Source organism: Aliiglaciecola sp. SL4 (genome assembly GCF_041538045.1).
In the GTDB taxonomy this organism is placed as follows: Bacteria; Pseudomonadota; Gammaproteobacteria; order Enterobacterales; family Alteromonadaceae; genus Aliiglaciecola.
In genome coordinates this window covers 285,123-307,451 of the sequence record NZ_JBGOSE010000005.1, presented here as the reverse complement: position 1 = coordinate 307,451, position 22,329 = coordinate 285,123, and the positions used below count along the sequence as shown (strand labels likewise).

The window sequence follows — 22,329 nt, the reverse complement described above, 5'->3', positions numbered from 1 at the left end:
AGACCATGCTCCTTAAAACTAGCGTTTTAAAACTTTCACAAATTGCCATTGCGGCACTTTGTTTGCTACAAACCTCTCAAGCATTAGCTTGGGGAAAAACAGGGCACCGTGTTGCCGCAAGTATTGCTGAAAATTATTTATCCGCTGATGCGAAGGCAAAGATCGAAGATTTATACCCAACTCAATCATTGGCGGAAATATCCACTTTGGCCGATGAAATGCTCTCCGAGCCCTCAGAGTTCTGGCAAAAGACTTCGGTTCCTTGGCATTGGGTAACGGTGGAAGAAGGCAGTGATTACCATGCATCTGAGCATGCTCCTTCCCATGGAGATGCCTATACTGCGTTAGTGTCTTTTGCTGCCACCTTGAAAAATCCACAGGCAACTTTGCAAGACAGACAGTTAGCGCTGCATTTTATCGTCCATATTATTGGCGACTTGCATCAACCTATGCACGCTGGAGACGGAACCGATCGTGGGGGAAATGATGTTAAAGTGGAGTTTTTCTGGCAGGATTCCAACCTACATCGAGTCTGGGATAGCGGCATAATTGACAACCAACAGCTATCTTATGCTGAATGGACTGACTGGCTGAGTCGCAAAATTACCCCGGAAATGGCAAAACAATGGCAGAGCACAGATCCGAAAGTATGGATTAAAGAAAGTATCCAGTTACGCGAAAAAGTGTATCCCAAAGAAAACAAACTCAGCTGGCAATATCAACACCAACACCTACCAGAGGTTAAACAACGATTGCAGATGGCAGGCGTGCGAATTGCGGCTTATTTGAATTCAATTTTATAAATAACCAGCCTCGGATTGTCTTGGCGTAAGACAGGCGAATTGAGGTTATGTAGAGGCTATTATTTAGCAGGAAAATACAAAAATGCGGAACATACTAGGCTGTCTTTTATTAACCCTACAGCCTTTTATGTTTTACCTAATCTTAAATCGAGTTGCTAGTTCTTAGTCTTGTTCAAGACTGAGAAAGCCCAGAACAAAAGCTTATTCTATATCCAAAGGTTCTGGCGATAAGATGATACCAGTGCTATCGGCATATAAATGATCTTCAGGCAAAAATGTTACACCGGCGAAATTCACCGCTACATCAACCTCGCCTATTTGTTCAAATGCTGCATTAACCGGAATAGATGCCACCCCGTGAATACCAATATCAAGCTCTTCAAGTTGATCGACTTCACGCACACTGCCATAACAAACAATGCCTTCCCAATCATTTTCAATGGCAATTTGTGCACTGTTCACATCAATTAATGCGCGACGAGTAGAACCGCCCCCATCAATGAGTAACACTTTGCCTTTGCCAGGTTGTGACAAGACTTTATCAATCAGGCCCTTGTCTTCGTGGCATTTGACAGTTGTGATCTCTCCACCATAAGAAAGTCTACCACCATAATTCACAAAAATAGGGTCGACAACATCTACGCTATCGGCAAACAAATCACACAGTTCAGAGGTGTTGTATTCCATCAGAAAATCCAACTTCAGCATTAAAGCTCTAGGTTAATTGTTAGCAGCGAGTTTGTAAAACCTTAGATCAGTTTTCTTCGCCGTCATAAATATGACTTATATTTGTCACAAAGGTTTCGTTTTTTTGTCAACTAGGGTTCATACGCAATGGTTACTTTTATTCTCAATGAGTACACAATCTAAGAGTACCTAGAGATGAATGCATTTGGCAGAGCAGATACACACATATTCCGTTGGATTTTCGGTGTAACCGCAGGTCGCGATTGCCGGATCATTAAGTACATATCAAAAAGCGGTGATGGCCACGTTTATTTGCTGTTAGGCGTGCTTTTATGTGCGTTTGACCCTAAAGATGGAGCCATTTTCCTTTACACATCTTTGTTGGCATACGCCTTAGAATTACCCGTATATGTGGTTTTGAAAAAATTGTTCAAACGCCAACGGCCGTGCGACTTAATCTATAATTTTCGTTCTCACATTACCCCTTCCGACAAATTTAGTTTACCTTCAGGGCATACTGCTGCCGCCTTCTTAATGGCATCCTTATTGGCCCACTTCTACCCCAGCGTAGCGATATTAGTGTACATCTGGGCAAGCTTAATTGGACTTTCCAGAGTTATGCTAGGTGTCCACTATCCAAGTGACATTGTTGCTGGTGCTTTTTTAGGTATCATTATTTCAATGTTGAGTCTTTCTATCCTTGTGTAAGTAGTATTAATGAAAATATTGTATGGCGTGCAAGGCACCGGTAATGGCCACATTGCGCGGGCACGAATCATGGCGAAAGCATTTGCAAAACGCGATGATATTGAAGTTGATTTTATATTCAGTGGACGGGATCCCTCCCGCTACTTCGACATGGAAGTGTTCGGAAATTACCGCACGGTATCTGGGCTAACCTTCATTACCGAAAATGGCCAAGTAAACCGTTGGAAAACCCTCCGCCAAGCCAACATCAGACAGTTTATAAAGGATGTTAAACAGTTAAATGTGACGAAATACCATGTATTGCTCAACGACTTCGAACCAGTAACGGCTTGGGCAGCAAAAATGAACGATTTATCATCCATATCGATAAGTCACCAAGCCGCGTTTAAACACAAAGTCCCAAAACAAGGGGAAACCTGGGCAGATAGAATGTTAATGCGTATCTTCGCCCCCTGTGATATTAATTTAGGGGTGCATTGGTACCATTTTGGTTTCCCAATCATGCCGCCATTTATTGAAGAGCCATACAGCAAGGCAACTACAGGGGATCATGTACTGGTGTACTTGCCATTTGAAAATGAGACAGCCATCAAATCATTGTTAAAAAATTTTCCCAACGAAAAGTTTATTTGTTACCACCCCGAGATAGATGAACCTTTCAGCAATGTAAACAGCCAGTGGCGTCCATTGTCCAAGCAAACCTTCCAGCAAGCATTGTTTGACTGTGCCGGCGTCATTGCCAATGGCGGCTTCGAACTTTCCAGCGAATGTTTACAACTGGGCAAAAAAATCTTAGTGAAGCCCTTAAAAAACCAATATGAACAAAGCTCAAACCGCATCACACTAGAACGCATGAACCGTTGTGAAAGCATGGATACTTTAGACCCGCAGGTAGTATCTAAATGGCTAAGTAAAGACTCACCCGAGCCAATTCGCTACCCCGATTCCCCCGACATCCTCATTGACTGGTTAATGGAAGGCGATTACATGGACACAAAAGCACTATGTAAACAGCTATGGTCAACCACCCACTTCCCAGAGTCAGTGCGCTTAGCTTTGACACACCATGGCTAACTAGAAAATATCCCCATCATACAAATCAACATTATATGGTGGGCCGGTCATAAAGGTGGGCGGTCATAAAGGTGGGCGGTCATAAAGGTGGGCGGTCATAAAGGTGGGTGTCTTAAACTGTACTTGGGTGGCTGTCTCAAAATTACCTTTTAATGCCTGTCCTAAACTGTACTTTTTGGGTGGCTGTCTCAAAATTACCTTTTGGTGCCTGTCCTAAACTGCACTTTTTAGGTGGCTGTCTCAAAATTACCTTTTGGTGCCTGTCCTAAACTGCACTTTTTAGGTGGCTGTCTCAAAATTACCTCTGGTGTCTCGAAATTACCTTTTGGTGGGTGTCTCGAAATCACCTTTTAATGCCTGTCCTAAACTGTACTTCTGAACTGCACTTTTTTAGGTGGCTGTCTTTGAATCACAGTCTTTGAATCACATTAGAATCAACCTAATTAGCAGTTTATTGCATGTCTTATCCCAAATCAGGTAGTGGCAATGCTTGTTTTTTTTGCTTTTGATGGGATGATATAGGCTTTTGTAATTGTTAGGTGATATCAGTGTTCAAAAATCTGTGTTTTGCGATTCGCACGCTTTCCTTATTGGCGGTCATTTTTATCACTACAAGTTGTGGAGTTAAGGGCGATTTAATTCATCCTTCTGAGCAAAACTCGCCGGCCACAGACCAAAATATAGATGACTCAGAGGAGCAGTCGTAGTTGGATTACTTTCAGTATCAAGATTCTACCCTACACGCCGAAGATGTACCCGTTCAACAGATTGCTGAACAGTTTGGGACACCTTGTTATGTTTATTCCAGAGCAACCATTGAGCGTCATTGGCATGCATTTGACCACGCAGCGGGTAAACATGCTCACCTAATTTGTTACGCGGTAAAAGCGAATTCTAATTTAGGCGTGTTATCTGTAATGGCCAAACTAGGTTCTGGGTTTGATATCGTTTCAGGCGGTGAATTATCGCGAGTAATTGAAGCCGGTGGCGATCCAACTAAGGTAGTGTTTTCTGGGGTTGGTAAAACTGAACAAGAAATTGAATTTGCACTGTCAAAAAATATTTTATGTTTCAACGTAGAATCTGAACCCGAATTAGAGCGAATCAACAAGGTTGCCTCTAAACTGAATGTGGTTGCACCAATTTCAATTCGGGTAAATCCAGATGTTGATGCCAAAACTCATCCCTATATTTCAACCGGGCTCAAAGCCAATAAATTTGGTATTCCAAGAGAAAACGCGGTTGCTACCTATAAATTAGCCGCAAGTTACGAGCATCTAGAAGTTAAAGGCATGGATTGTCATATTGGTTCTCAACTTACTGATATAGATCCTTTTGTAGACGCCCTTGATAGAATGTTGTTACTGATTGACGAGTTGGCTGAATTAGGTATTACCATCAGTCACCTTGATGTAGGTGGTGGACTAGGTGTGGAATATAAAGACGAAACCCCACCCCACCCCGATGCTTATGTCGAAGCACTGATGACACGTATGGAGCAGCGCCCTGAGCTAAAACTAATCTTTGAACCCGGCCGAGCTATAATGGCAAACGCTGGTATCTTGATTACTAAAGTAGAGTTCATCAAAAAAGGCGAAGAGAAAAATTTTGCCATAGTCGACGCGGCAATGAATGATTTAATCCGTCCAGCCCTATACTCTGCTTGGCAAAATATCATTCCCGCTGAACTGTCTATAGGAAAACCTAAAGCCACCTATGACATCGTTGGTCCCATTTGTGAAACTGGTGATTTTATTGGAAAAGATCGTGAACTAGAAATTGCTCCAAATGACCTCTTAGTTGTGCGTAGTGCAGGTGCCTATGGGTTTGTTATGGCGTCAAATTACAATAGCCGTTGTCGCCCTGCGGAAATAATCGTAGATAAAAGCAGTTTGCATTTAGTTCGTGAGCGGGAAGCGTTATCCGATCTATGGAAAGGCGAAAAAGTTATTTAATTGCTAGTTCATATAAGTAAATTACGGTAATTTTCATTGTTTTTTAGTGGGTGTCGCAAATTGACTGCAAAATAGCTATTTTGGTCACCGCATATGTAGGTTAATATAACCGTAACAAAACTTTTAGTAGTAACAATGCAAATTCAATTTTCTAAAATGCATGGGCTAGGCAATGACTTTGTCGTGATTGACAACGTCACCCAAAATGTATTTTTTTCGAAAGATAAAATTCAGCAATTGGCTGATAGAAACTTTGGAATCGGCTTCGACCAACTGTTGTTGGTTGAACCTCCTTATGATCCTGAACAAGACTTCCACTATCGCATTTTTAATGCTGATGGTTCAGAAGTAGCTCAGTGCGGGAACGGCGCAAGATGTTTTGCAAAGTTTGTCAAAATCAAAGGATTAACTAACCGCAACAAAGTGGTAGTCAGTACTAAATCTGGCAAGATAGTGCTGTATCTTGAAAAAGACGGCCAGGTGACTGTCAATATGGGGCGGCCCATTTTTGAGCCCGCAAAGATCCCATTAAAAGCCAATAAAGAAGAAAAAATTTATTTGATTCGAGCACAAGAAAAAACCTTTATGGTTGGCTCTGTGTCTATGGGGAACCCCCATTGCGTGCTTGAAGTTGATGATGTGCAAACGGCAGACGTGGAAAATATCGGACCACTGCTTGAATCCCACGATAGGTTTCCTGAAAATGTAAACGTCGGATTCATGCAAATCATTAATGAAAACCATATAAAACTGCGTGTGCACGAACGTGGAGCAGGAGAAACCTTAGCCTGTGGTACTGGCGCTTGTGCAGCAGTGGCAATTGGTCAAATTCAAGGTAAACTAAGCAAAGATGTACGAGTTGATCTACCTGGTGGTACTTTGAAAATACGTTGGCAAGGTAAAGACAATGTATTGAAAATGACTGGCCCTGCAGAACATATTTTTGATGGAACCCTGATAGTATGAGTGATACAGCACAACAACAAGTAGATAGGGCAATGCTGACTAATTATGAAAAAGCATCAGAGGCCATTAACGAAAAAGATGTTAAACACTACTTGTTAGAAAATCCTGACTTTTTTGTAGATAACCCGCAACTGGCGGAAAAACTGGTTATTTCTCATCAACAAAAAGGCAGTATTTCTCTTATTGAGCTGCAATCAGAGCAATTACGTAAGAAAAACAGAGAGTTATCACACAAGCTCAATCAACTCATTTCGATAGCAAAACAAAACGAAGAAATTTACCGAATTTACGCAGATCTAAATCTTCAGTTGCTAAGTTGTCGCTTTTTCAGCGAAGTGCAAGATGTACTTGAAGATGTGATGTGTCAAAAATTGCGTTTATCTGCAGTAACCTTAAAGTCTTTTAGTGGTGCACATGCGCTGCCCGAAATTCAACGTAAATTGTTTATTGAGAAACGCTTTAAACACGATTGTTTTTTCTTTGGACGTCTAAGTCAACACGAAAAACAACTACTGTTTAAAGAAGGCAATGTTGAGTCTGTCGCCCTAATGTTACTAGGGGAAAAGGGTGAATTGGGAATATTGGCTATTGGAAGCAAAGATGCCAGCCATTTCAATCCCGACATGGACACCCTGCTCATAACCCAGTTGCAACAGTTCTTAAACGTACTTTTGCCAAATTTGGCTGGATATTAACCATGGATACTCCAGCCTTAGACCAGTGGCTGGAAAAATTTTTTTCGTTTTTAAAATACGAAAGAAACCTTTCTGCAAAAACCTTAGATAACTACCAGCGCCAACTCCGGGTGATTACGGAGCAGTTAGATATTACAAGCTGGTCTGAATTAACTACCCATCACATTAAATCTATTTTGAGCCAAGCTAGGCGCAAAAACCTAGCCCCTCGCTCTATTGCATTGCGGTTATCGGCTATGCGTACTTTTTGTCAGTTTTTAGTAGCCGAAGATGTACTCAAAACTAACCCAGCTAAAGCCGTGCAAACCCCAAAACTAGGTCGGCCGCTACCTAAACATCTAAATGTGGATCAGGTAGCTCAGTTACTGGAAATAGACCCCGAATCTGTGCTGGCGATACGCGACCGTACCATGATGGAGTTGATCTATGGCTGTGGTTTACGTTTGGCTGAGTTATCTGGCTTAAACATGCAGGATATAGTCACTAAAGGACAAATTAGAGTACTCGGTAAGGGCCGCAAAGAACGCGTCATTCCAGTTGGGAAGACAGCCACTACTTGGTTGAATAAATGGTTGAAAGTTCGTAGTCAAATGACCCCACCAGCGGAAGAACAGGCCCTGTTTGTAAGTATGCATAAACGCCGTATAAGTCATCGCCAAATCGCCAAGCGAATGGACTTATGGGCCCACAAACAACATGTTGACCAAAAAATAAATCCGCATAAATTGCGCCACTCTTACGCCACCCATATGCTAGAATCCAGTGGTGATTTGCGCGCCGTACAAGAACTTCTAGGCCATGCGAATTTGTCGACCACACAAGTGTATACACATTTGGATTTCCAGCATTTAGCTAAGGTTTACGACAATACGCATCCCAGATCTCGCAAAAACAAATAATCACCATATGTTAAATATTAACCAATCAAAGCTACAAAAAGATTGAATAATAGGTATTACTGAATGAAATTTTATCGGAATTTTTCCCCCATAAAAGCCATTAGTTTCGACTTAGATGATACGTTGTACGACAACTATCCTTTTATTATGGAAGCGGAAAAACAACTGCTTAATTATTTGTCTTCAAGTTATCCAAAAACATCAGAATTTTCCTATCAAGATTGGCAGCAATTCAAACAACAACATTTGCAAAATCAACCTCAACTTGCTTCAGATATGGGAGCGTTACGTAAACATACGTTACAAACTGGCTTACAAAAAGCCGGTTACCAAGAGCAACGCCTAAGCTCAGCGGTGGATGACTGTTTTGAGTTTTTTTATCATCATCGTAGTAACTTTGAAGTACACCAAGAAATACGTACTTTGTTGGCCCAATTAGCCAACAAACTGCCATTAGTTGCTATCACCAACGGCAATGTCAACCTACAACAAATTGGAATTGGCGAATATTTTAGCCATTGTTTTAAAGCCAATTTAGAACGTCCAATGAAACCCCATGACGCTATGTTTACGTTGGCTAGCAGCACTTTAAATGTGGCCCCTAAAGAAGTATTACACGTGGGTGATAATTTAGAAAAAGACGTAATGGGGGCTATTAACGCCGGTATGCAAAGCGCTTGGTATGCCTACAACCGGAAAATGCACCTTCCACAAGAAAAAACCACAGTACTTCCCCATGTGCAATTAGATGATTTAGCGGAGCTAAATTTACTGATCGAAGATTAACCTAATAGACAGTTAATCTTCGTAGATATTTTGATTCATGGTTTCACAAGGATTTGGACAACAAGGCACGCCAACAATTTTCGCTGGTACCCCAGCTACAGTCACATGCTCAGGTACGTTTTTAAGAACCACGCTACCGGCTCCTACTTTAGCGCCAGCACCAATCTCAATATTGCCTAAGATTTTAGCCCCGGCTCCCACCATCACCCCTTGACGAACTTTAGGGTGACGATCACCTGACTCGTTTCCTGTTCCCCCTAAGGTCACAGATTGTAAGATTGAAACGTGATCTTCCACTACCGCGGTTTCACCAATGACGATACCGGTTGCATGGTCAAACATCACGCCCTTTCCAATTACCGCTGCTGGGTGAATATCCACTCCAAATACTTCGGAGTTTCGACTTTGCACAAACAGCGCAAGTTGCTTGCGATTTTGAGCCCACAAATAATGAGACAGACGATAGCCCTGAATCGCTTGGAAGCCTTTGAAGTACAATAACACAGTGAGAATTTTATCTACGGCAGGATCACGAGTTAACACAGCTTCAATATCTTCGATGGCTGACTCGACGATCTCAGGTTTTAACAAATAAGCTTGATCCAATACTTCGCGAATGGCTAAGGCCGGCATCACTTCATCTTGAATTTTGTTGGACAAAATAAAGCTCAAAGAAGTCTCGAAGTTGTGATGAGCAAGAATACAAGCATGCACATAACTGGCCAATAGCGGTTCGCTTTCCACTAACTCTTCAGCTTCAGATTTCAACCTCTTCCAGAAATTGTCGATTGGCATCTCGTTCTCCTCAATTCCTTTATCCCACGGCGGTAGGCAAGTCATTTCACTCTTGAATAAATATTAAGAACGGATATGCGGGCAAAAACGTTCATTTACAAGATCAGTTTCCATAAAGCGGCTTAAAAATAACAAAACCAGCCCTTTGGTTGTATAAAAACACAGTATAGCTGATATACTTCGATTATTAATCAATAAATCAAAAATAAGCTTGTTATGGATGTATCTCGACTGTTAGACCAACTTAATGACAAACAACGGGAAGTAGTAGCGGCCCCACCTTCTGACATGTTGGTCCTGGCTGGTGCCGGAAGTGGCAAAACTCGAGTACTAGTACATCGTATCGCATGGCTAATGGAAGTTGAACAACTCGCATCTTTTAGTATTCTGGCTGTGACCTTTACTAATAAAGCCGCCAGAGAAATGCGTGGTCGAGTAGAACGGCTGATGGGGTCTGGATTGCACACCATGTGGATTGGAACGTTCCACGGGCTCGCCCATCGCTTACTCCGAACCCATTTCAAAGAAGCCCGCTTACCTGAAAACTTTCAAATATTGGACTCGGATGATCAATATCGTTTAGTTCGGCGAGTAATTAAGTCTCTGAATTTAGATGAAAAAAATTGGCAACCCAAATCGATTCAATGGTATATCAACGGGAATAAAGACGAAGGGTTGCGACCTGAGCATATCGACACTCAAGGTGATCCCACCAAACAAACCATGAAAGATATTTACCAAGCTTATCAACAAACCTGTGATCGTTCAGGCTTGGTGGATTTTGCCGAACTGTTATTGCGTGCCCACGAATTGTGGCTAAATAATCCTGATGTGCTGAAACATTATCAAAAACGTTTCCGCACGATTTTGGTGGACGAATTTCAAGATACCAATAATATTCAGTATGCATGGTTGCGGATCTTAAGTTGTGCAGATAACAACATGATGATTGTAGGCGATGACGATCAATCCATATACGGTTGGCGTGGCGCGAATGTGGAAAATATTCAGCACTTTTTACGTGATTTCCCCTCCGCGAAAACTATCAGACTGGAGCAAAACTACCGTTCAACCGGCAATATTCTTAAAGCTGCCAATGCCGTTATCGACAACAACCAAGGGCGTCTTGGTAAAGATCTGTGGACTGAAGGTGCCGAAGGTGAGGCGATTTCGATGTATGCCGGCTTCAACGAATTAGATGAAGCTCGCTTTATCGTGGCTCGCATTAAAGAGTGGAGCGACAAAGGTGATGCGTTAGCCGATTGTGCCATTTTGTATCGCAACAATGCGCAATCACGGGTATTGGAAGAAGCGCTGTTACAAGAGTCAGTGGCCTATAGAATTTATGGCGGACTTCGTTTCTTCGAAAGACAAGAAATCAAAGATGCATTAGCGTATTTACGGTTAATCAACCAACCCATAGATGATGCAGCCTATGAGCGGGTTGTAAACACCCCTACTCGCGGCATCGGTGATAAAACCCTGAGCTTAGTTCGAGAAACCGCTAGAAACGAAGAGTTGTCTATGTGGCAGGCAACCAACGACATGCTTCGTGAAAAACGCTTTTCAGGCAGAGCGGCAACAGCGCTGCAACGCTTCGTTGAGCTAATATTGAAGTTACAAGTTGAAGTGCAAGAGTTCGAGTTAGATCAACAAGCTGATCACGTAATCAAAAACTCAGGTTTATTTGCCATGTATCAAGCCGAAAAAGGCGAAAAGGCCCAGGCTCGGATAGAAAACCTTGAGGAGCTTGTAACCGCTTGCAAACAATTCGAAGCTCCAGAAGAAGCGGAAAATATGTCCCCCCTATCGGCATTTCTCGCCCATGCTTCATTAGAAGCGGGTGAATCTCAAGCCGACGCTCACCAAGACGCAGTACAAATGATGACCATACATTCGGCTAAAGGTCTGGAATTCCCATTGGTTTTTTTAGCCGGTGTTGAAGAAGGCATGTTCCCTAGTCAAATGAGTCATGAAGAGCCTGGACGCTTGGAAGAAGAACGCAGACTTTGTTACGTGGGCATGACTCGAGCAATGCAAAAGTTATACATGACCTATGCCGAATCTCGACGACTATATGGGCAAGACAAATACCATACCCCCTCTCGTTTTATCAAAGAAATTCCCAGTGAATGCATTGAAGAAGTGCGCCTTCGGACTACGGTGAGTCGACCAGTTCAAAACCGTTTTCAACCGGCAACATCCCACATGGCATTCGAATCCACTGGATTTCAATTGGGACAGCGAGTTAAGCACAGTAAATTTCAAGAAGGCACAGTGCTAAATTACGAAGGAAGCGGTGAACATGCACGAGTTGAAGTGAATTTTGACAATATAGGGACAAAGTGGCTAATGTTGGCGTATGCTAAATTAGAAAAAATATAAACCTAGCTGAATTGCCAATGAGATTTAAAGTTCTATTAATAGAAGATAATGAGTCGAGTGTGCGCGTGCTTAAGCGTGTCATTGGCAAAGCCAACTTAGATGTGGTGTTAGCCAACACGTTAGCTCAGGCAAAGATTATTTTTGAAACCACATCCCCAGAGCTGTACCTATGTGCAGTTGTCGGATATTCACTACCCGACGCTCCCCATGGGCAAGCAATTAACTTCACAATTAATGCGTTTATTCCAACCATCGTTATCACCAGCGAGGTAGAAGAAGACATACGTGAGAATATTTTGGCAAAATCTATTGTTGATTATATTCCCAAACAAAACGCGCAAATGTTCGAATACCTCAACCGACTGCTAATCAGATTGGAGAAAAATAAACAAATTGGTGTGCTAGTGGTGGATAAATCCAGACACAACCGAGGAATACTATCATCCTTGTTAGGACGCCATAACTTCATCACTTTTGATACCTCCAGCGCAGCACAAGCCCTCGACTTATTACAAAGACACCCACTTATCAAACTGATGTTAGTTGAAGAAGATTTAGCCGACACAAAAGGGTTGGAACTAGTTTCTGAGGCCAGAAAACTCTACGACAAAGACCAGTTAAGTATTATTGGATTATCGACCAACACTCATTCCTCACTATTAGCCCAATTCATCAAAAGTGGTGCTAATGATTTTCTACGCAAACCTTATTGCCACGAGGAATTTTTTTGCAGAATAGTGCAAAACGTAGAACACATAGAGCAAATTGAAGCCATTCGACGCGCTGCCAACTCTGATTATTTGACCGGGCTGCCTAATCGACGGCATTTCTTTAATAAGGTTAACCATACCATCCATCGTGGACAGGCACCTATGTCATTGGCGTTGATCGATTTAGACAACTTTAAGTTAATTAATGATTCTTTTGGTCATGACTATGGAGACGTGGTGTTAAAAGAGGTGTCGAAAATGATTGTTCGGCATTTTTCGTCTTTCCATTATTCGCGCTTCGGGGGAGAAGAGTTTTGTATTTTTATGGCCCAAACTGAACAATCTGAAGCAATAGAACTGCTCAATACTTTCCGCCAAGAGGTAAGTCAAAAAGTTATAAAAAGCAAAGGGATAAGTCATTCGTGCACGTTGAGTATCGGCGTCACAAGCCGTGCCAGTAAAAAGATCGAATCGATGTTAAGCATTGCAGATGAACATCTTTATAATGCTAAAGCACAGGGACGCAATAGAGTGATTGGCGACCCTGCATAAAAAATACTGTAGCAGTTAAACTCCCAATGATTTCAACGACTTTCGATATGCACGATAAGAATCAAAGCTAAAAATTATCAACGCTAACCACACAAAACCAAACGTCACTAAACGAGCTTCATGTAATGGCTCGCCGAATAAATAGACAGCCAAGATGAACATAATACTTGGTCCGATATACTGGAAAAAGCCTAACGTTGAATAACGTATCCGGCGAGCGGCACCGGTAAAACATAATAATGGGGCTGTGGTAATAATTCCTGCACCAATTAACAAGACATTTAAATCCATTTCATTGCTGAACATATTGCTCATTTGTGACGCAAAGAATACCCAGTAGACAATGGCAAACGGCAGCATCATCATGGTTTCAATTAATAAGCCGGGCAGAGAATCCACAGCAACTTGTTTACGCAAAAGCCCATAAATACCAAAACTGGATGCCAAAAGCAGAGCAATCCAAGGGAGTTCACCATAGGAAAATAACAGGATCAATACCCCAATCAGGGCAATGCCCACAGCAACTTTTTGCATTCGTCGTAAGCGCTCTCCAAGAAAGATACGGCCTAGGAAAACATTGAGCAAAGGATTGATATAGTAGCCTAAACTCGCATCCAGTAAGTGATCATTGTTAACGGCCCAAATAAATAACAACCAATTACCTGCCAACAATAATCCGGATATTAGTAAAATTTTGATGACTCTTGGGTTCTTTAACGCAGATTGCACCTTGCCTAATTGTTTAAAGCCCAAGACCAAAATGACTAATAGTAAGGCTGACCATATTACTCTGTGCACCAGTATTTCTGGGGCCGGCATGATCATTAGCAGTTTGAAATATAACGGAGCAAAACCCCACATCGCATAAGCGGCAACAGCCAGAACGACGCCAACTTTTAAAGATCTATCAGACATAAAATGACAACAACCAGAAAAATGAACTAGAGAATGATTATTTAATATTGTTTAGCTAAGAGAGAATTTTGCAATTCTCTCTATACCTATTGCATATTAACTTTTAGGGTATGCTTAAACGCATGGATGAACGCACGTTTCCGAGGGCTTTAAGCCGGTGGTTGCTGTTCCATTCCGTACTTTTCTTTCATTAAGTAGGCAAAAGCAGTGGTAAATGCCACTTCTTGAAACATTTTCAAGCCGGTTTCTGAAAAAAGTACCGGAATAGGGTTACGCTTTATAATTTCTTTAATAAATGTTGGTGTTAAAACCTCAACCTTTAATTCTTCAATTAATTGAATTGCCGCTTCCATTTTAAAGCCCGTAGCGCTGCCAGCGAACTTGCCTTTAGTAGGGCGCTCGCGAATGACTACCGCATCAATTTTGTAGTCTTCCATCAATTTTTTGAAGGCAAACTGGAATTCACGCACGTCTGCAGTTGAATCTTGCTTAGAATAGGTTAATTTGCGCGCACGGCAATCTGGAATATGAAACACTTCATTTTCCAAAGACAACAAACATAGATTAGCTTCACTACCTTTAAGTTCTACACCGCAAATTCTCATAACTTCTCCTAAACAATACACTTTTCATAATTATACCTCATGTTTCACCAAGTTATTGCAACTAAATCTCAGACAATTCGAATCCCTTTGCTGACTTTCTCACCAATTTGTTCTATTTTGATTCCATATATTGGACAGGCACCATTAAATACTAGGATTAGATCTTGGACAGGCATGTTTGTTGTCTTTCTTTTTTTAAAATTTTAAGACAGGCATAGTTTTCAGGTTTTAATAAATCAGTTAATGGCAGGCGCCTGCCCAACAATCACGACCAGCAAACTTATATTGTTAAATTACAAGGATTTACTATGCTTCGCTTAACTACATTAATAACACTTTTTTTGACTATGATGTCTTCGCTAACATTTGCAGAAAGCATTGAAGAAGCTTCCATACGTTTATGTGATCACATTAAAGTTTGTGTGACTGAACAGATAAGTACAACAGATGAGATCCCTCCTGAAATGCGAGCGATGATAGATGGCATGGTCGATAATATGTGTAAAAGCATAATGGACACAAACGCCGTAACAGGTAATGCAGAGTTTGAAGAATCAGCTATCGCATGTGTAGATTCAATAACGAACCTAAGCTGCAAAGACATCGAAAGTGCGGGGCAGACTCCGGCCTGTTTAGCATTTGAAAAAGAATTCTCTGAACGCTACCCTAACCTTAAAAACTAAATATAATGACCAAAAAAACGTCTTCAGACGAGGCGAAAATACCCAAAGGTCGAGCTTCTCGTTTTGCAAAAATGGGAAGTTTAGCTTCTCGTATCGCGGGTAACATGATTTCAGAGGGTGTTTCTGAACTTGCTAAAGGCAACCGACCAAAAGTAAAAGATTTACTTCTTACCCCCAAAAATATGAAACGGGTAGCCGACCAACTCGCGCAAATGCGCGGAGCAGCCATGAAAGTGGGACAGCTAATTTCAATGGATGCTGGTGATGTATTACCTAAAGAGTTAACCGATTTGTTGGCTCGATTACGCTCAGACGCCAAATCTATGCCTCAAGCTGAGTTAATGGCTGTCTTAGAGTGTCACTGGGGAAGTGATTGGCAATCGAAATTTATACAGTTCCAGTTAAAACCCATAGCATCAGCTTCTATTGGTCAGGTACACAAAGCAATAGACAACGATTTGCGTCGTTTAGCCGTTAAGGTTCAGTATCCGGGAATCAAAGAAAGCATCAACAGCGATGTAGACAATGTCGCTAGTTTAATAAAAATATCAGGCCTTTTACCAAAAGGTGTTGATACCCGACCTCTTTTATCTGAAGCCAAGGCGCAGCTGCATGAAGAAGCCAATTACACGTTAGAAGGACAACGTTTAGAGCAGTATGCCACATTGATTGAGGGCGACAGTAGATTTCTGATCCCTCGTTGGATACCTGAATTAAGCAGCGACTCGGTCCTAGCCATGACCTTTTTAGATGGCGAACCAATCGAAAGTTTATGTGAAGCAAGTCAAACTCTACGAAATAAAATTGCTACCGATCTCTTTTCATTGTTCTTTAAAGAATTGTTTGAATTTCAACTTATTCAAACCGACCCCAATTTTGCAAACTTTTTGTATGACAGCCAAGAAGAAAAAATTGTTTTGTTGGATTTTGGAGCAACCAGGGAATACAAGAAGTCAATGGCCCAAGCTTATCTAAATTTAATGCAGGCCGGTTTCCACAAAGATAAAAAGAGCATTGAAAATAGCGCATTAGAACTGGGCTTGATGTCAGCTACTTTGTCAGAAAAAACGCGACTTGATATAACCGAAATGTGTTACTTATCATGCGAACCACTTTATTTGGAGGGTGCTTACGACTTTTCGAAAAGTGACCTATTAGAAAGGTTACGAGTAATTGGCACACAAATGAGTTTAGACAAAAGCTATGTGCATACACCTCCTGTAGATACTATCTTTCTACATCGAAAGCTTGGGGGCTTGTTTTTGTTAGCGATGAAACTCAAAGCAAAGGTAGATTTGCACTCAATGTTTAAACCTTATTTAGATTATAAAATTTAACTAAGCTCTATTATTAAACTGGAATACTTTATGTTTTCAACAGATTCTTTGTTAGCACAAACACTCTCTTTTATGCCACTTTTAATCACTCTCTTAATTGTAGCAATAGTACTTTGGATAGCTAACTACTTATTAATAGTTAAAAAGGCCGATGCAGGTAGTGAAAAGCTTTTTTCCCGGCAGCTAATAATGCTCGCGTTAACCCTAGTAGCATTATTGGCAACTGTATTTGCTTTGCCCGTTAGTGAAAGTTCTCGAAATCAAATCATTGGTTTAATTGGATTAGTCATCTCGGGAATATTTGCCTTTTCTTCAAGTACCATTTTTGCCAATTTATTAGCTGGAATAATGCTAAGAATGACCAAGCCGTTTAAAACAGGTGACTTTGTTCAAGTAGGTGATTTCTTTGGAAGAGTTGTTGAGCGCGGACTTTTAGATACGGAAGTTCAGACAGAAGTTAGAGATTTAGTCGCTTTACCTAACACATTCATGATCACTAACCCCATCACAGTTACCCGCACATCTGGAACTATCATTTCAACTAGCTTATCCCTTGGGTACGATATTCATAATTCAAAAATTGAACCCTTGTTAATTCAGGCTGCAACAAATTGCGAACTATCCGATCCTTTTGTGCATATTGTTGAATTGGGCGACTTTTCAGTCACCTATAAAATTAGTGGAAAGTTAGAAGAAGTTAAAAGTCTTATCAGTTCAAGAACTCGCTTGAATCGTGAGGTTTTGAACGTCCTTCATGAGAATGCCATTGAAATCATGTCGCCCAGCTTTATGAACCAACGTAAAATACCTGACGAGATCAAAATCATTCCGCCAAAACAACAAGTTAGTAATGAAAGTAATAATTCAACAGTAGATCAAGTAATCTTCGATAAAGCAGAAGAAGCAGAGCAAAAAGAACAGCTTTTAGAGCAGTTAAAAGCTCAATTAATTGAGCTAAACGAACAGCTAAAACTAGCTGAAGACAGCCAAAAAGACTCCCTCAAATCTCAAATCCAAGATCTAACCCAGAAAATTAAATCCTTTAACAATACCGAAGATGAAAAAAAGAGCTAATATTCAACCCGCAGTTTCTTTACCTAAAATTTTATATTGGACAGGCATGTTAATTTCATATTGGAATTTCATATTGGACAGGCACATTACCCCACGAAATTCAGCTAAATTTAAATTGAGACAGTCATTAAAACTAGACCTAAACTAGACTGGTGTTTATTGCACATAGGGCTATGCTTCAAACCAATATAAAGAGTTTAGAGGTTTATATGCCACAGCCTAGGAAGCATCAAATTAGCTTAGCAGATACTCCATATTACCATTGCGTATCCCGCTGCGTTCGCCGCGCGTTTCTGTGCGGTGAAGATAAGTATTCGGGTAAGAGTTACGAACACCGTCGGCAATGGGTAGAGGATAGGTTACTTCTGCTTGCCTCTGTTTTTTGCATTGATGTCTGTGCTTATGCTGTGATGAGTAACCACGTCCACGTGGTTTTACACGTAAATAAAATTCAAGCGTTAAACTTGTCGGATTATGACGTAATAGAGCGTTGGCAGAAAATTCATAAACCAACTGAACTAGTCCAACAATTTTTTACAAACCAGAATTGGCACACGCTACCTGAAAATCAGAAGGAAGCCGTTACTAACGCTATATCTACCTATCGAAAACGGTTATACGATATTAGTTGGTTTATGCGTGAGTTAAATGAACCCATAGCAAGACAAGCGAATCAAGAGGATGACTGCACTGGACATTTTTGGGAAGGACGGTTTAAATCCCAAGCATTATTAGACGAAAAAGCGCTAGCAGCCTGCCTAGTTTACGTCGATTTGAACCCAATTCGCGCACAAATAGCCACGTCACCTGAATCGTCTATGCATACAAGTATTAAAAAACGAATGGATACATTTCAAAAGGGCTATCAACCACCATCGTTAATGGCTTTTAAACAAGGCCCATCACTAAAACAGCAAAATCAATTACCGTTTACTTTAGTGGATTATATGCAACTTATTCATTTTAGCGCTCAAAGGTTTAGGCGTTGTGCAAAAAACAAAATAGTACCACCAACAATTGTCAAAACATTTGGAAAGAGTGAAAGCGTATGGTTAGAACTTGTTTATAATTTTGAAAATGTTTTTGGTGTTGCCGCTGGTGAGTCTGAATCTATGGAACGTTTTAGACAAAATACAGGACGAGCCTGACTAAAAAGCACAAGAACAATCCGCCCACTATCTTTGGTTGCTAGCCCCGTTTAAATCCATAACTTGTAGACACACTTAGCTCATTTCTGGCCAACTTAATTTGCTAAAAAGCACCCAATTCAACAACATTGAAGCCCAATTATCGTCTATAACAAGGAATCCACTTTCCACTAGGTTACATCACTGCGTTTTAAATCGAATTAATACTTTAACTACCTTGACTGTCTAACCACCACCTTGACTGTCTTGTTCTTGGCCTGATTCTTAACATTTTTGACTCTTTTTCTGACTTAATTATCAATGACTGTCTCAAAAAGGCCAATGCAGGTCTGATTTCACACAGAATTTTATGCCTGTCCGAATGTGCGTTATGCCTGTCCGAATGTGCGCAGATTATTATGCCTGTCTTGTTGTGTGCATGTCTCAATATGCAGCTTTAACCAACCATATAAGTGGCTGTCCCAAAGGCGATGTGAGTGCCTGTCTCATTGTGTAGCTCCATTCGGCACACTGCGACTTTTCTGCCTTTGCGGATCACCTCTGCGGTCGCGATAAACTCATTTCCCTTGCCTGGCCGTAAATAATCGACGCGCATGTCGATGGTGCCCACGTTAGAGAAGTTACGTTGAAATTCTTCAACACTAATCTCTCCGATACCTTTAATCGAGTGTAAAATAGCCGTCACCCCACCCACGGTATCCAAAATTGAGGCTGTCACCCCGCCATGTAAAATTTTGTGGAATGGGTTGCCCATCAATTTATCACTCCAAGGCATCCTAATTTCGACTTTATCAGCACTTAGTTTGTCGATTTTTATTCCCAGAAGCTGATTAAAAGGCATTTGCTCACTAAACATATTCACCACAATCTCAGCCAACGCTTCTGAATCTAAAAGTACAGTTGTATCCGTGTTATTTTGTGTCATATTAAAACCCATTAATATTTGCTGTATATAGCGTATACCCCAAGGGTCTTTTTAAGTAAAATCATCAATACTGATTCCATTTCAACACCATTTTTAATACGTGCGAGGAAATTACTTGTCTACCGCCACCAGCGAGCCCCTTTTAAGCAAAGAATCTGAAGCACCAGCAGTAACAGTGCTAAAAGAAGTTTTCGGTTACCACAGCTTTAGAGATGGACAACAACAAATTATCGAACAGGTTTTAGATGGACGTGACGCATTAGTTTTAATGCCAACGGGAGGTGGAAAATCGCTTTGCTATCAGGTACCCGCTCTCCTATTGCCAGGTTTAACCGTCGTTGTATCCCCACTGATTTCACTCATGAAAGATCAAGTTGATGCCCTAACCGCATCCGGGGTTGCTGCAACCTATATTAACTCCTCAATCCCTCGCGAGCAGTTGTTGAATATATACCGACAACTACAAGACGGTAAATTTAAACTCTTATACGTTGCCCCAGAAAGACTCATGCAATTGGAATTTATCCATCGCCTTCACACCCTAAATTTGAGTCTAATCGCAGTCGATGAAGCACATTGTGTCTCACACTGGGGCCATGATTTCAGACAAGATTACCGGCTACTCGGCCAATTAAAACAACACTTTCCAAATACCACAGTCATGGGATTGACCGCCACAGCGGATATCGCTACCAGAGCGGATATCTCTCAGCAGTTGAACTTACATAACCCCTTTGTATTTAGAAGCAGTTTCGATCGCCCCAACATACGTTACAACCTACTGACCAAATACAAACCAGTCGACCAACTTATTCAGTATGTAAAAAGCCAAGAAGGCAGCGGAATTGTTTACTGCAATAGCCGCGCTAAAGTCGACGAACTTAGCTTCAAATTAGCCAAACAAGGTATCAATAGTGCCGGGTATCACGCAGGCTTAGAGCCAGAGGTAAGAGACAAAATCCAACGAGACTTCATCCAAGACAATGTCGATGTGATAGTTGCTACCGTTGCTTTTGGAATGGGGATCAACAAATCTAACGTCCGCTATGTAGTGCATTTCGATTTACCCCGCAGCGTCGAGTCATACTACCAAGAGACAGGTCGCGCCGGACGAGACGGCATGCCAGCTGAAGCCTTGTTGTTATACGACGAAAAAGACGCGGCTCGCATTCGTCAATGGATTAGCATGGGTGAGAACACCGAACGTCACGACGTTGAACTACAAAAATTTGCAGCCATGGAAGCCTTTGCAGATGCACAAACTTGTCGCCGCCAAGTGCTGCTCAATTACTTTTCAGAGTATAGTGGCGCCCATTGTAATAACTGCGATATTTGTATCGATCCGCCCAAACGATTTGATGGCACCATACATGCGCAAAAAGTACTATCCTGTATATTCAGATTAGGCCAAACCGTTACCACCCAATACGTCATTGATGTGTTGCGAGGCAAAAGTCATAAACGAATAGTTGAACAGCAACACGATAAGCTGCCCACCCATGGAGTAGGCAAAGACCAATCAGAAGCGTATTGGCACAATGTAATTAACCAACTCATTCATCAAGGTCTGATTAGAATCGACATTACTCAAAATGCCAACCTAAAGCTCACCGAAGCGGCGCGTCCTATCTTAAAATCCGAAATCGCGGTTACACTAGCGGTTCCTCGTCTTGCCCTAGAAACCTCGAAGCGCGATAAAAACGACAAACGTTATTACGACCGAGCGTTATTTGCCAAATTAAAACATCTTCGCAAGACCATTGCAGAACAAGACGACGTGCCGCCTTTTGTAGTATTTAGTGATGCTAGTCTTGCAGATATGGCGGAGTTTTTACCAGAAACCCCATCTCAATTTTTACAAATAAGTGGGGTTGGCAACACCAAACTTGAACGTTATGGAGAGCGCTTCTTAGCACAGATAGCTAAACACAACAACGCTATTTAAAGGCTCTCAATTAAGATTTAGGCGTAAGCGTACTCACCGCCTTTTTCCAACGCACGTTTGTAGGCATCTCGTTGATGGATTTTTTGAACGTAAGCAGCAATAGCAGGGTACTGTTTGGCACCACCTCTTGAGAAGCTAGCCTCTAAAGGAAAACTCATCTGAAAGTCTGCTCCTGAGAGCTCATCACCGCTAAACCACAAGTTTTTTTGCAAGTGAGTATCTACATACTCCAAGTTATTTGAGATTATTGGCAAGTAATAACCTTCCATAACCTTATCAGCAATTTTATTAGCAATCATTTTGACAAAAAAAGGTTTCGCATTAGCGCGAACTTTGTCAAAAACTAACTTAGCGACCATCGGCGGCATCAACGTTCCTTCAGCAAAGTGCAACCAATACTGATACTGTCTAAGTGCTTCAGTGTTAGCCTTCGGCTTCAAGTGTGCGCCATAACGTTCGACTAAGTATTCTATAATCGCACCCGATTCAGCAACGGTGACTTCACCATCCGTAATAATCGGAGACTTACCTAGAGGGTGGATTAGCTTCAAAGTAGAAGGGGCAAGATTAGTCTGAGCATCACGTTTGTAATGTTCAATTTGGTAGTCCAGTTCAAGCTCTTCTAGCAACCATAAAACACGTTGAGAACGAGAATTATTGAGGTGATGTAAAACGATCATAG

The 22,329-nt window shown here is 41.4% G+C and carries 22 protein-coding genes; 16 read left to right on the top strand and 6 right to left on the bottom strand.

Annotated features, from left to right (window positions below; all coding sequences use genetic code 11):
- The first annotated feature begins 5 nt into the window (after nt 1-5).
- The gene (locus tag AB6T38_RS09970) at nt 6-803 is read left to right on the top strand and encodes a S1/P1 nuclease (protein WP_372547178.1); all 798 of its coding nucleotides are present in this window, start codon (nt 6-8) and stop codon (nt 801-803) included.
- A 201-nt stretch (nt 804-1,004) separates the two neighbouring features.
- On the opposite strand, the gene rraA is transcribed toward AB6T38_RS09970, so the two are convergent.
- Entirely contained in the window at nt 1,005-1,490 is a 486-nt protein-coding gene (gene rraA / locus AB6T38_RS09965) for a ribonuclease E activity regulator RraA (RefSeq protein ID WP_348492448.1), read from the bottom strand.
- Nucleotides 1,491-1,685: 195 nt separating this feature from the next.
- Between rraA and AB6T38_RS09960 the strand changes: the two genes are divergently transcribed.
- The 8 genes from AB6T38_RS09960 to AB6T38_RS09925 all read left to right on the top strand — a co-directional run bounded on the left by AB6T38_RS09960 (nt 1,686) and on the right by AB6T38_RS09925 (nt 8,573).
- Nucleotides 1,686-2,198, top strand: a complete 513-nt coding sequence (locus AB6T38_RS09960; protein ID WP_372547177.1) for a phosphatase PAP2 family protein — start codon at nt 1,686-1,688, stop codon at nt 2,196-2,198.
- Nucleotides 2,199-2,207: 9 nt separating this feature from the next.
- Nucleotides 2,208-3,272, top strand: coding sequence for an MJ1255/VC2487 family glycosyltransferase (locus AB6T38_RS09955; RefSeq protein ID WP_372547176.1), 1,065 nt, complete (start codon nt 2,208-2,210; stop codon nt 3,270-3,272).
- Between the two features lie 548 nt (nt 3,273-3,820).
- Nucleotides 3,821-3,979 (top strand): lipoprotein, encoded by a 159-nt coding sequence (locus AB6T38_RS09950; RefSeq protein WP_372547175.1) that lies wholly within the window; start codon nt 3,821-3,823, stop codon nt 3,977-3,979.
- A complete protein-coding gene (gene lysA / locus AB6T38_RS09945) occupies nt 3,980-5,227 on the top strand; it encodes a diaminopimelate decarboxylase (RefSeq protein WP_372547174.1) in 1,248 nt (415 codons plus the stop codon).
- A 135-nt stretch (nt 5,228-5,362) separates the two neighbouring features.
- The gene (dapF, locus tag AB6T38_RS09940) at nt 5,363-6,193 is read left to right on the top strand and encodes a diaminopimelate epimerase (protein ID WP_348492245.1); all 831 of its coding nucleotides are present in this window, start codon (nt 5,363-5,365) and stop codon (nt 6,191-6,193) included.
- Nucleotides 6,190-6,888 carry a DUF484 family protein gene (locus tag AB6T38_RS09935; RefSeq protein WP_372547173.1) on the top strand — a complete coding sequence of 233 codons (699 nt, stop codon included), beginning with the start codon at nt 6,190-6,192 and terminating at the stop codon, nt 6,886-6,888. The genes dapF and AB6T38_RS09935 overlap by 4 nt, the downstream gene beginning before the upstream one ends.
- Before the next feature lie 2 nt (nt 6,889-6,890).
- A complete protein-coding gene (gene xerC / locus AB6T38_RS09930) occupies nt 6,891-7,787 on the top strand; it encodes a tyrosine recombinase XerC (RefSeq protein ID WP_372547172.1) in 897 nt (298 codons plus the stop codon).
- A 63-nt stretch (nt 7,788-7,850) separates the two neighbouring features.
- Nucleotides 7,851-8,573 (top strand): HAD-IA family hydrolase, encoded by a 723-nt coding sequence (locus tag AB6T38_RS09925; RefSeq protein WP_372547171.1) that lies wholly within the window; start codon nt 7,851-7,853, stop codon nt 8,571-8,573.
- A gap of 12 nt (nt 8,574-8,585) precedes the next feature.
- On the opposite strand, the gene cysE is transcribed toward AB6T38_RS09925, so the two are convergent.
- Complete coding sequence (cysE, locus tag AB6T38_RS09920) at nt 8,586-9,368, bottom strand: serine O-acetyltransferase (protein ID WP_348492241.1); 783 nt, start codon at nt 9,366-9,368, stop codon at nt 8,586-8,588.
- A gap of 216 nt (nt 9,369-9,584) precedes the next feature.
- On the opposite strand from cysE, the gene uvrD reads away from it, so the two are divergent.
- Nucleotides 9,585-11,753, top strand: a complete 2,169-nt coding sequence (gene uvrD, locus AB6T38_RS09915) for a DNA helicase II (protein ID WP_372547170.1) — start codon at nt 9,585-9,587, stop codon at nt 11,751-11,753.
- 17 nt (nt 11,754-11,770) lie between these two features.
- Nucleotides 11,771-13,015, top strand: coding sequence for a diguanylate cyclase (locus AB6T38_RS09910; protein ID WP_372547169.1), 1,245 nt, complete (start codon nt 11,771-11,773; stop codon nt 13,013-13,015).
- Between the two features lie 15 nt (nt 13,016-13,030).
- Here the strand turns inward: AB6T38_RS09910 and rarD are convergent, their stop codons facing one another.
- On the bottom strand, nt 13,031-13,930 hold the full coding sequence (gene rarD, locus AB6T38_RS09905) for an EamA family transporter RarD (RefSeq protein WP_372547168.1): 900 nt from the start codon (nt 13,928-13,930) through the stop codon (nt 13,031-13,033).
- Between the two features lie 149 nt (nt 13,931-14,079).
- Entirely contained in the window at nt 14,080-14,535 is a 456-nt protein-coding gene (locus AB6T38_RS09900) for a DUF3010 family protein (RefSeq protein ID WP_348492236.1), read from the bottom strand.
- A gap of 308 nt (nt 14,536-14,843) precedes the next feature.
- On the opposite strand from AB6T38_RS09900, the gene AB6T38_RS09895 reads away from it, so the two are divergent.
- From AB6T38_RS09895 to AB6T38_RS09880, 4 genes are all read left to right on the top strand, one after another.
- Entirely contained in the window at nt 14,844-15,218 is a 375-nt protein-coding gene (locus AB6T38_RS09895; protein ID WP_372547167.1) for a hypothetical protein, read from the top strand.
- A 5-nt stretch (nt 15,219-15,223) separates the two neighbouring features.
- Nucleotides 15,224-16,555 (top strand): ABC1 kinase family protein, encoded by a 1,332-nt coding sequence (locus AB6T38_RS09890; protein ID WP_372547166.1) that lies wholly within the window; start codon nt 15,224-15,226, stop codon nt 16,553-16,555.
- Nucleotides 16,556-16,585: 30 nt separating this feature from the next.
- Nucleotides 16,586-17,629: a mechanosensitive ion channel domain-containing protein gene (locus AB6T38_RS09885; protein WP_372547165.1), complete on the top strand. Its 1,044-nt coding sequence runs from the start codon at nt 16,586-16,588 to the stop codon at nt 17,627-17,629.
- 209 nt (nt 17,630-17,838) lie between these two features.
- Nucleotides 17,839-18,777 carry a transposase gene (locus AB6T38_RS09880; RefSeq protein WP_372547164.1) on the top strand — a complete coding sequence of 313 codons (939 nt, stop codon included), beginning with the start codon at nt 17,839-17,841 and terminating at the stop codon, nt 18,775-18,777.
- 436 nt (nt 18,778-19,213) lie between these two features.
- On the opposite strand, the gene AB6T38_RS09875 is transcribed toward AB6T38_RS09880, so the two are convergent.
- The gene (locus AB6T38_RS09875; RefSeq protein WP_372547163.1) at nt 19,214-19,702 is read right to left on the bottom strand and encodes a thioesterase family protein; all 489 of its coding nucleotides are present in this window, start codon (nt 19,700-19,702) and stop codon (nt 19,214-19,216) included.
- 115 nt (nt 19,703-19,817) lie between these two features.
- On the opposite strand from AB6T38_RS09875, the gene recQ reads away from it, so the two are divergent.
- On the top strand, nt 19,818-21,647 hold the full coding sequence (gene recQ / locus AB6T38_RS09870) for a DNA helicase RecQ (RefSeq protein WP_372547162.1): 1,830 nt from the start codon (nt 19,818-19,820) through the stop codon (nt 21,645-21,647).
- Nucleotides 21,648-21,664: 17 nt separating this feature from the next.
- Here the strand turns inward: recQ and AB6T38_RS09865 are convergent, their stop codons facing one another.
- Nucleotides 21,665-22,327 carry a glutathione S-transferase gene (locus AB6T38_RS09865; RefSeq protein WP_372547220.1) on the bottom strand — a complete coding sequence of 221 codons (663 nt, stop codon included), beginning with the start codon at nt 22,325-22,327 and terminating at the stop codon, nt 21,665-21,667.
- Nucleotides 22,328-22,329: the final 2 nt, after the last annotated feature.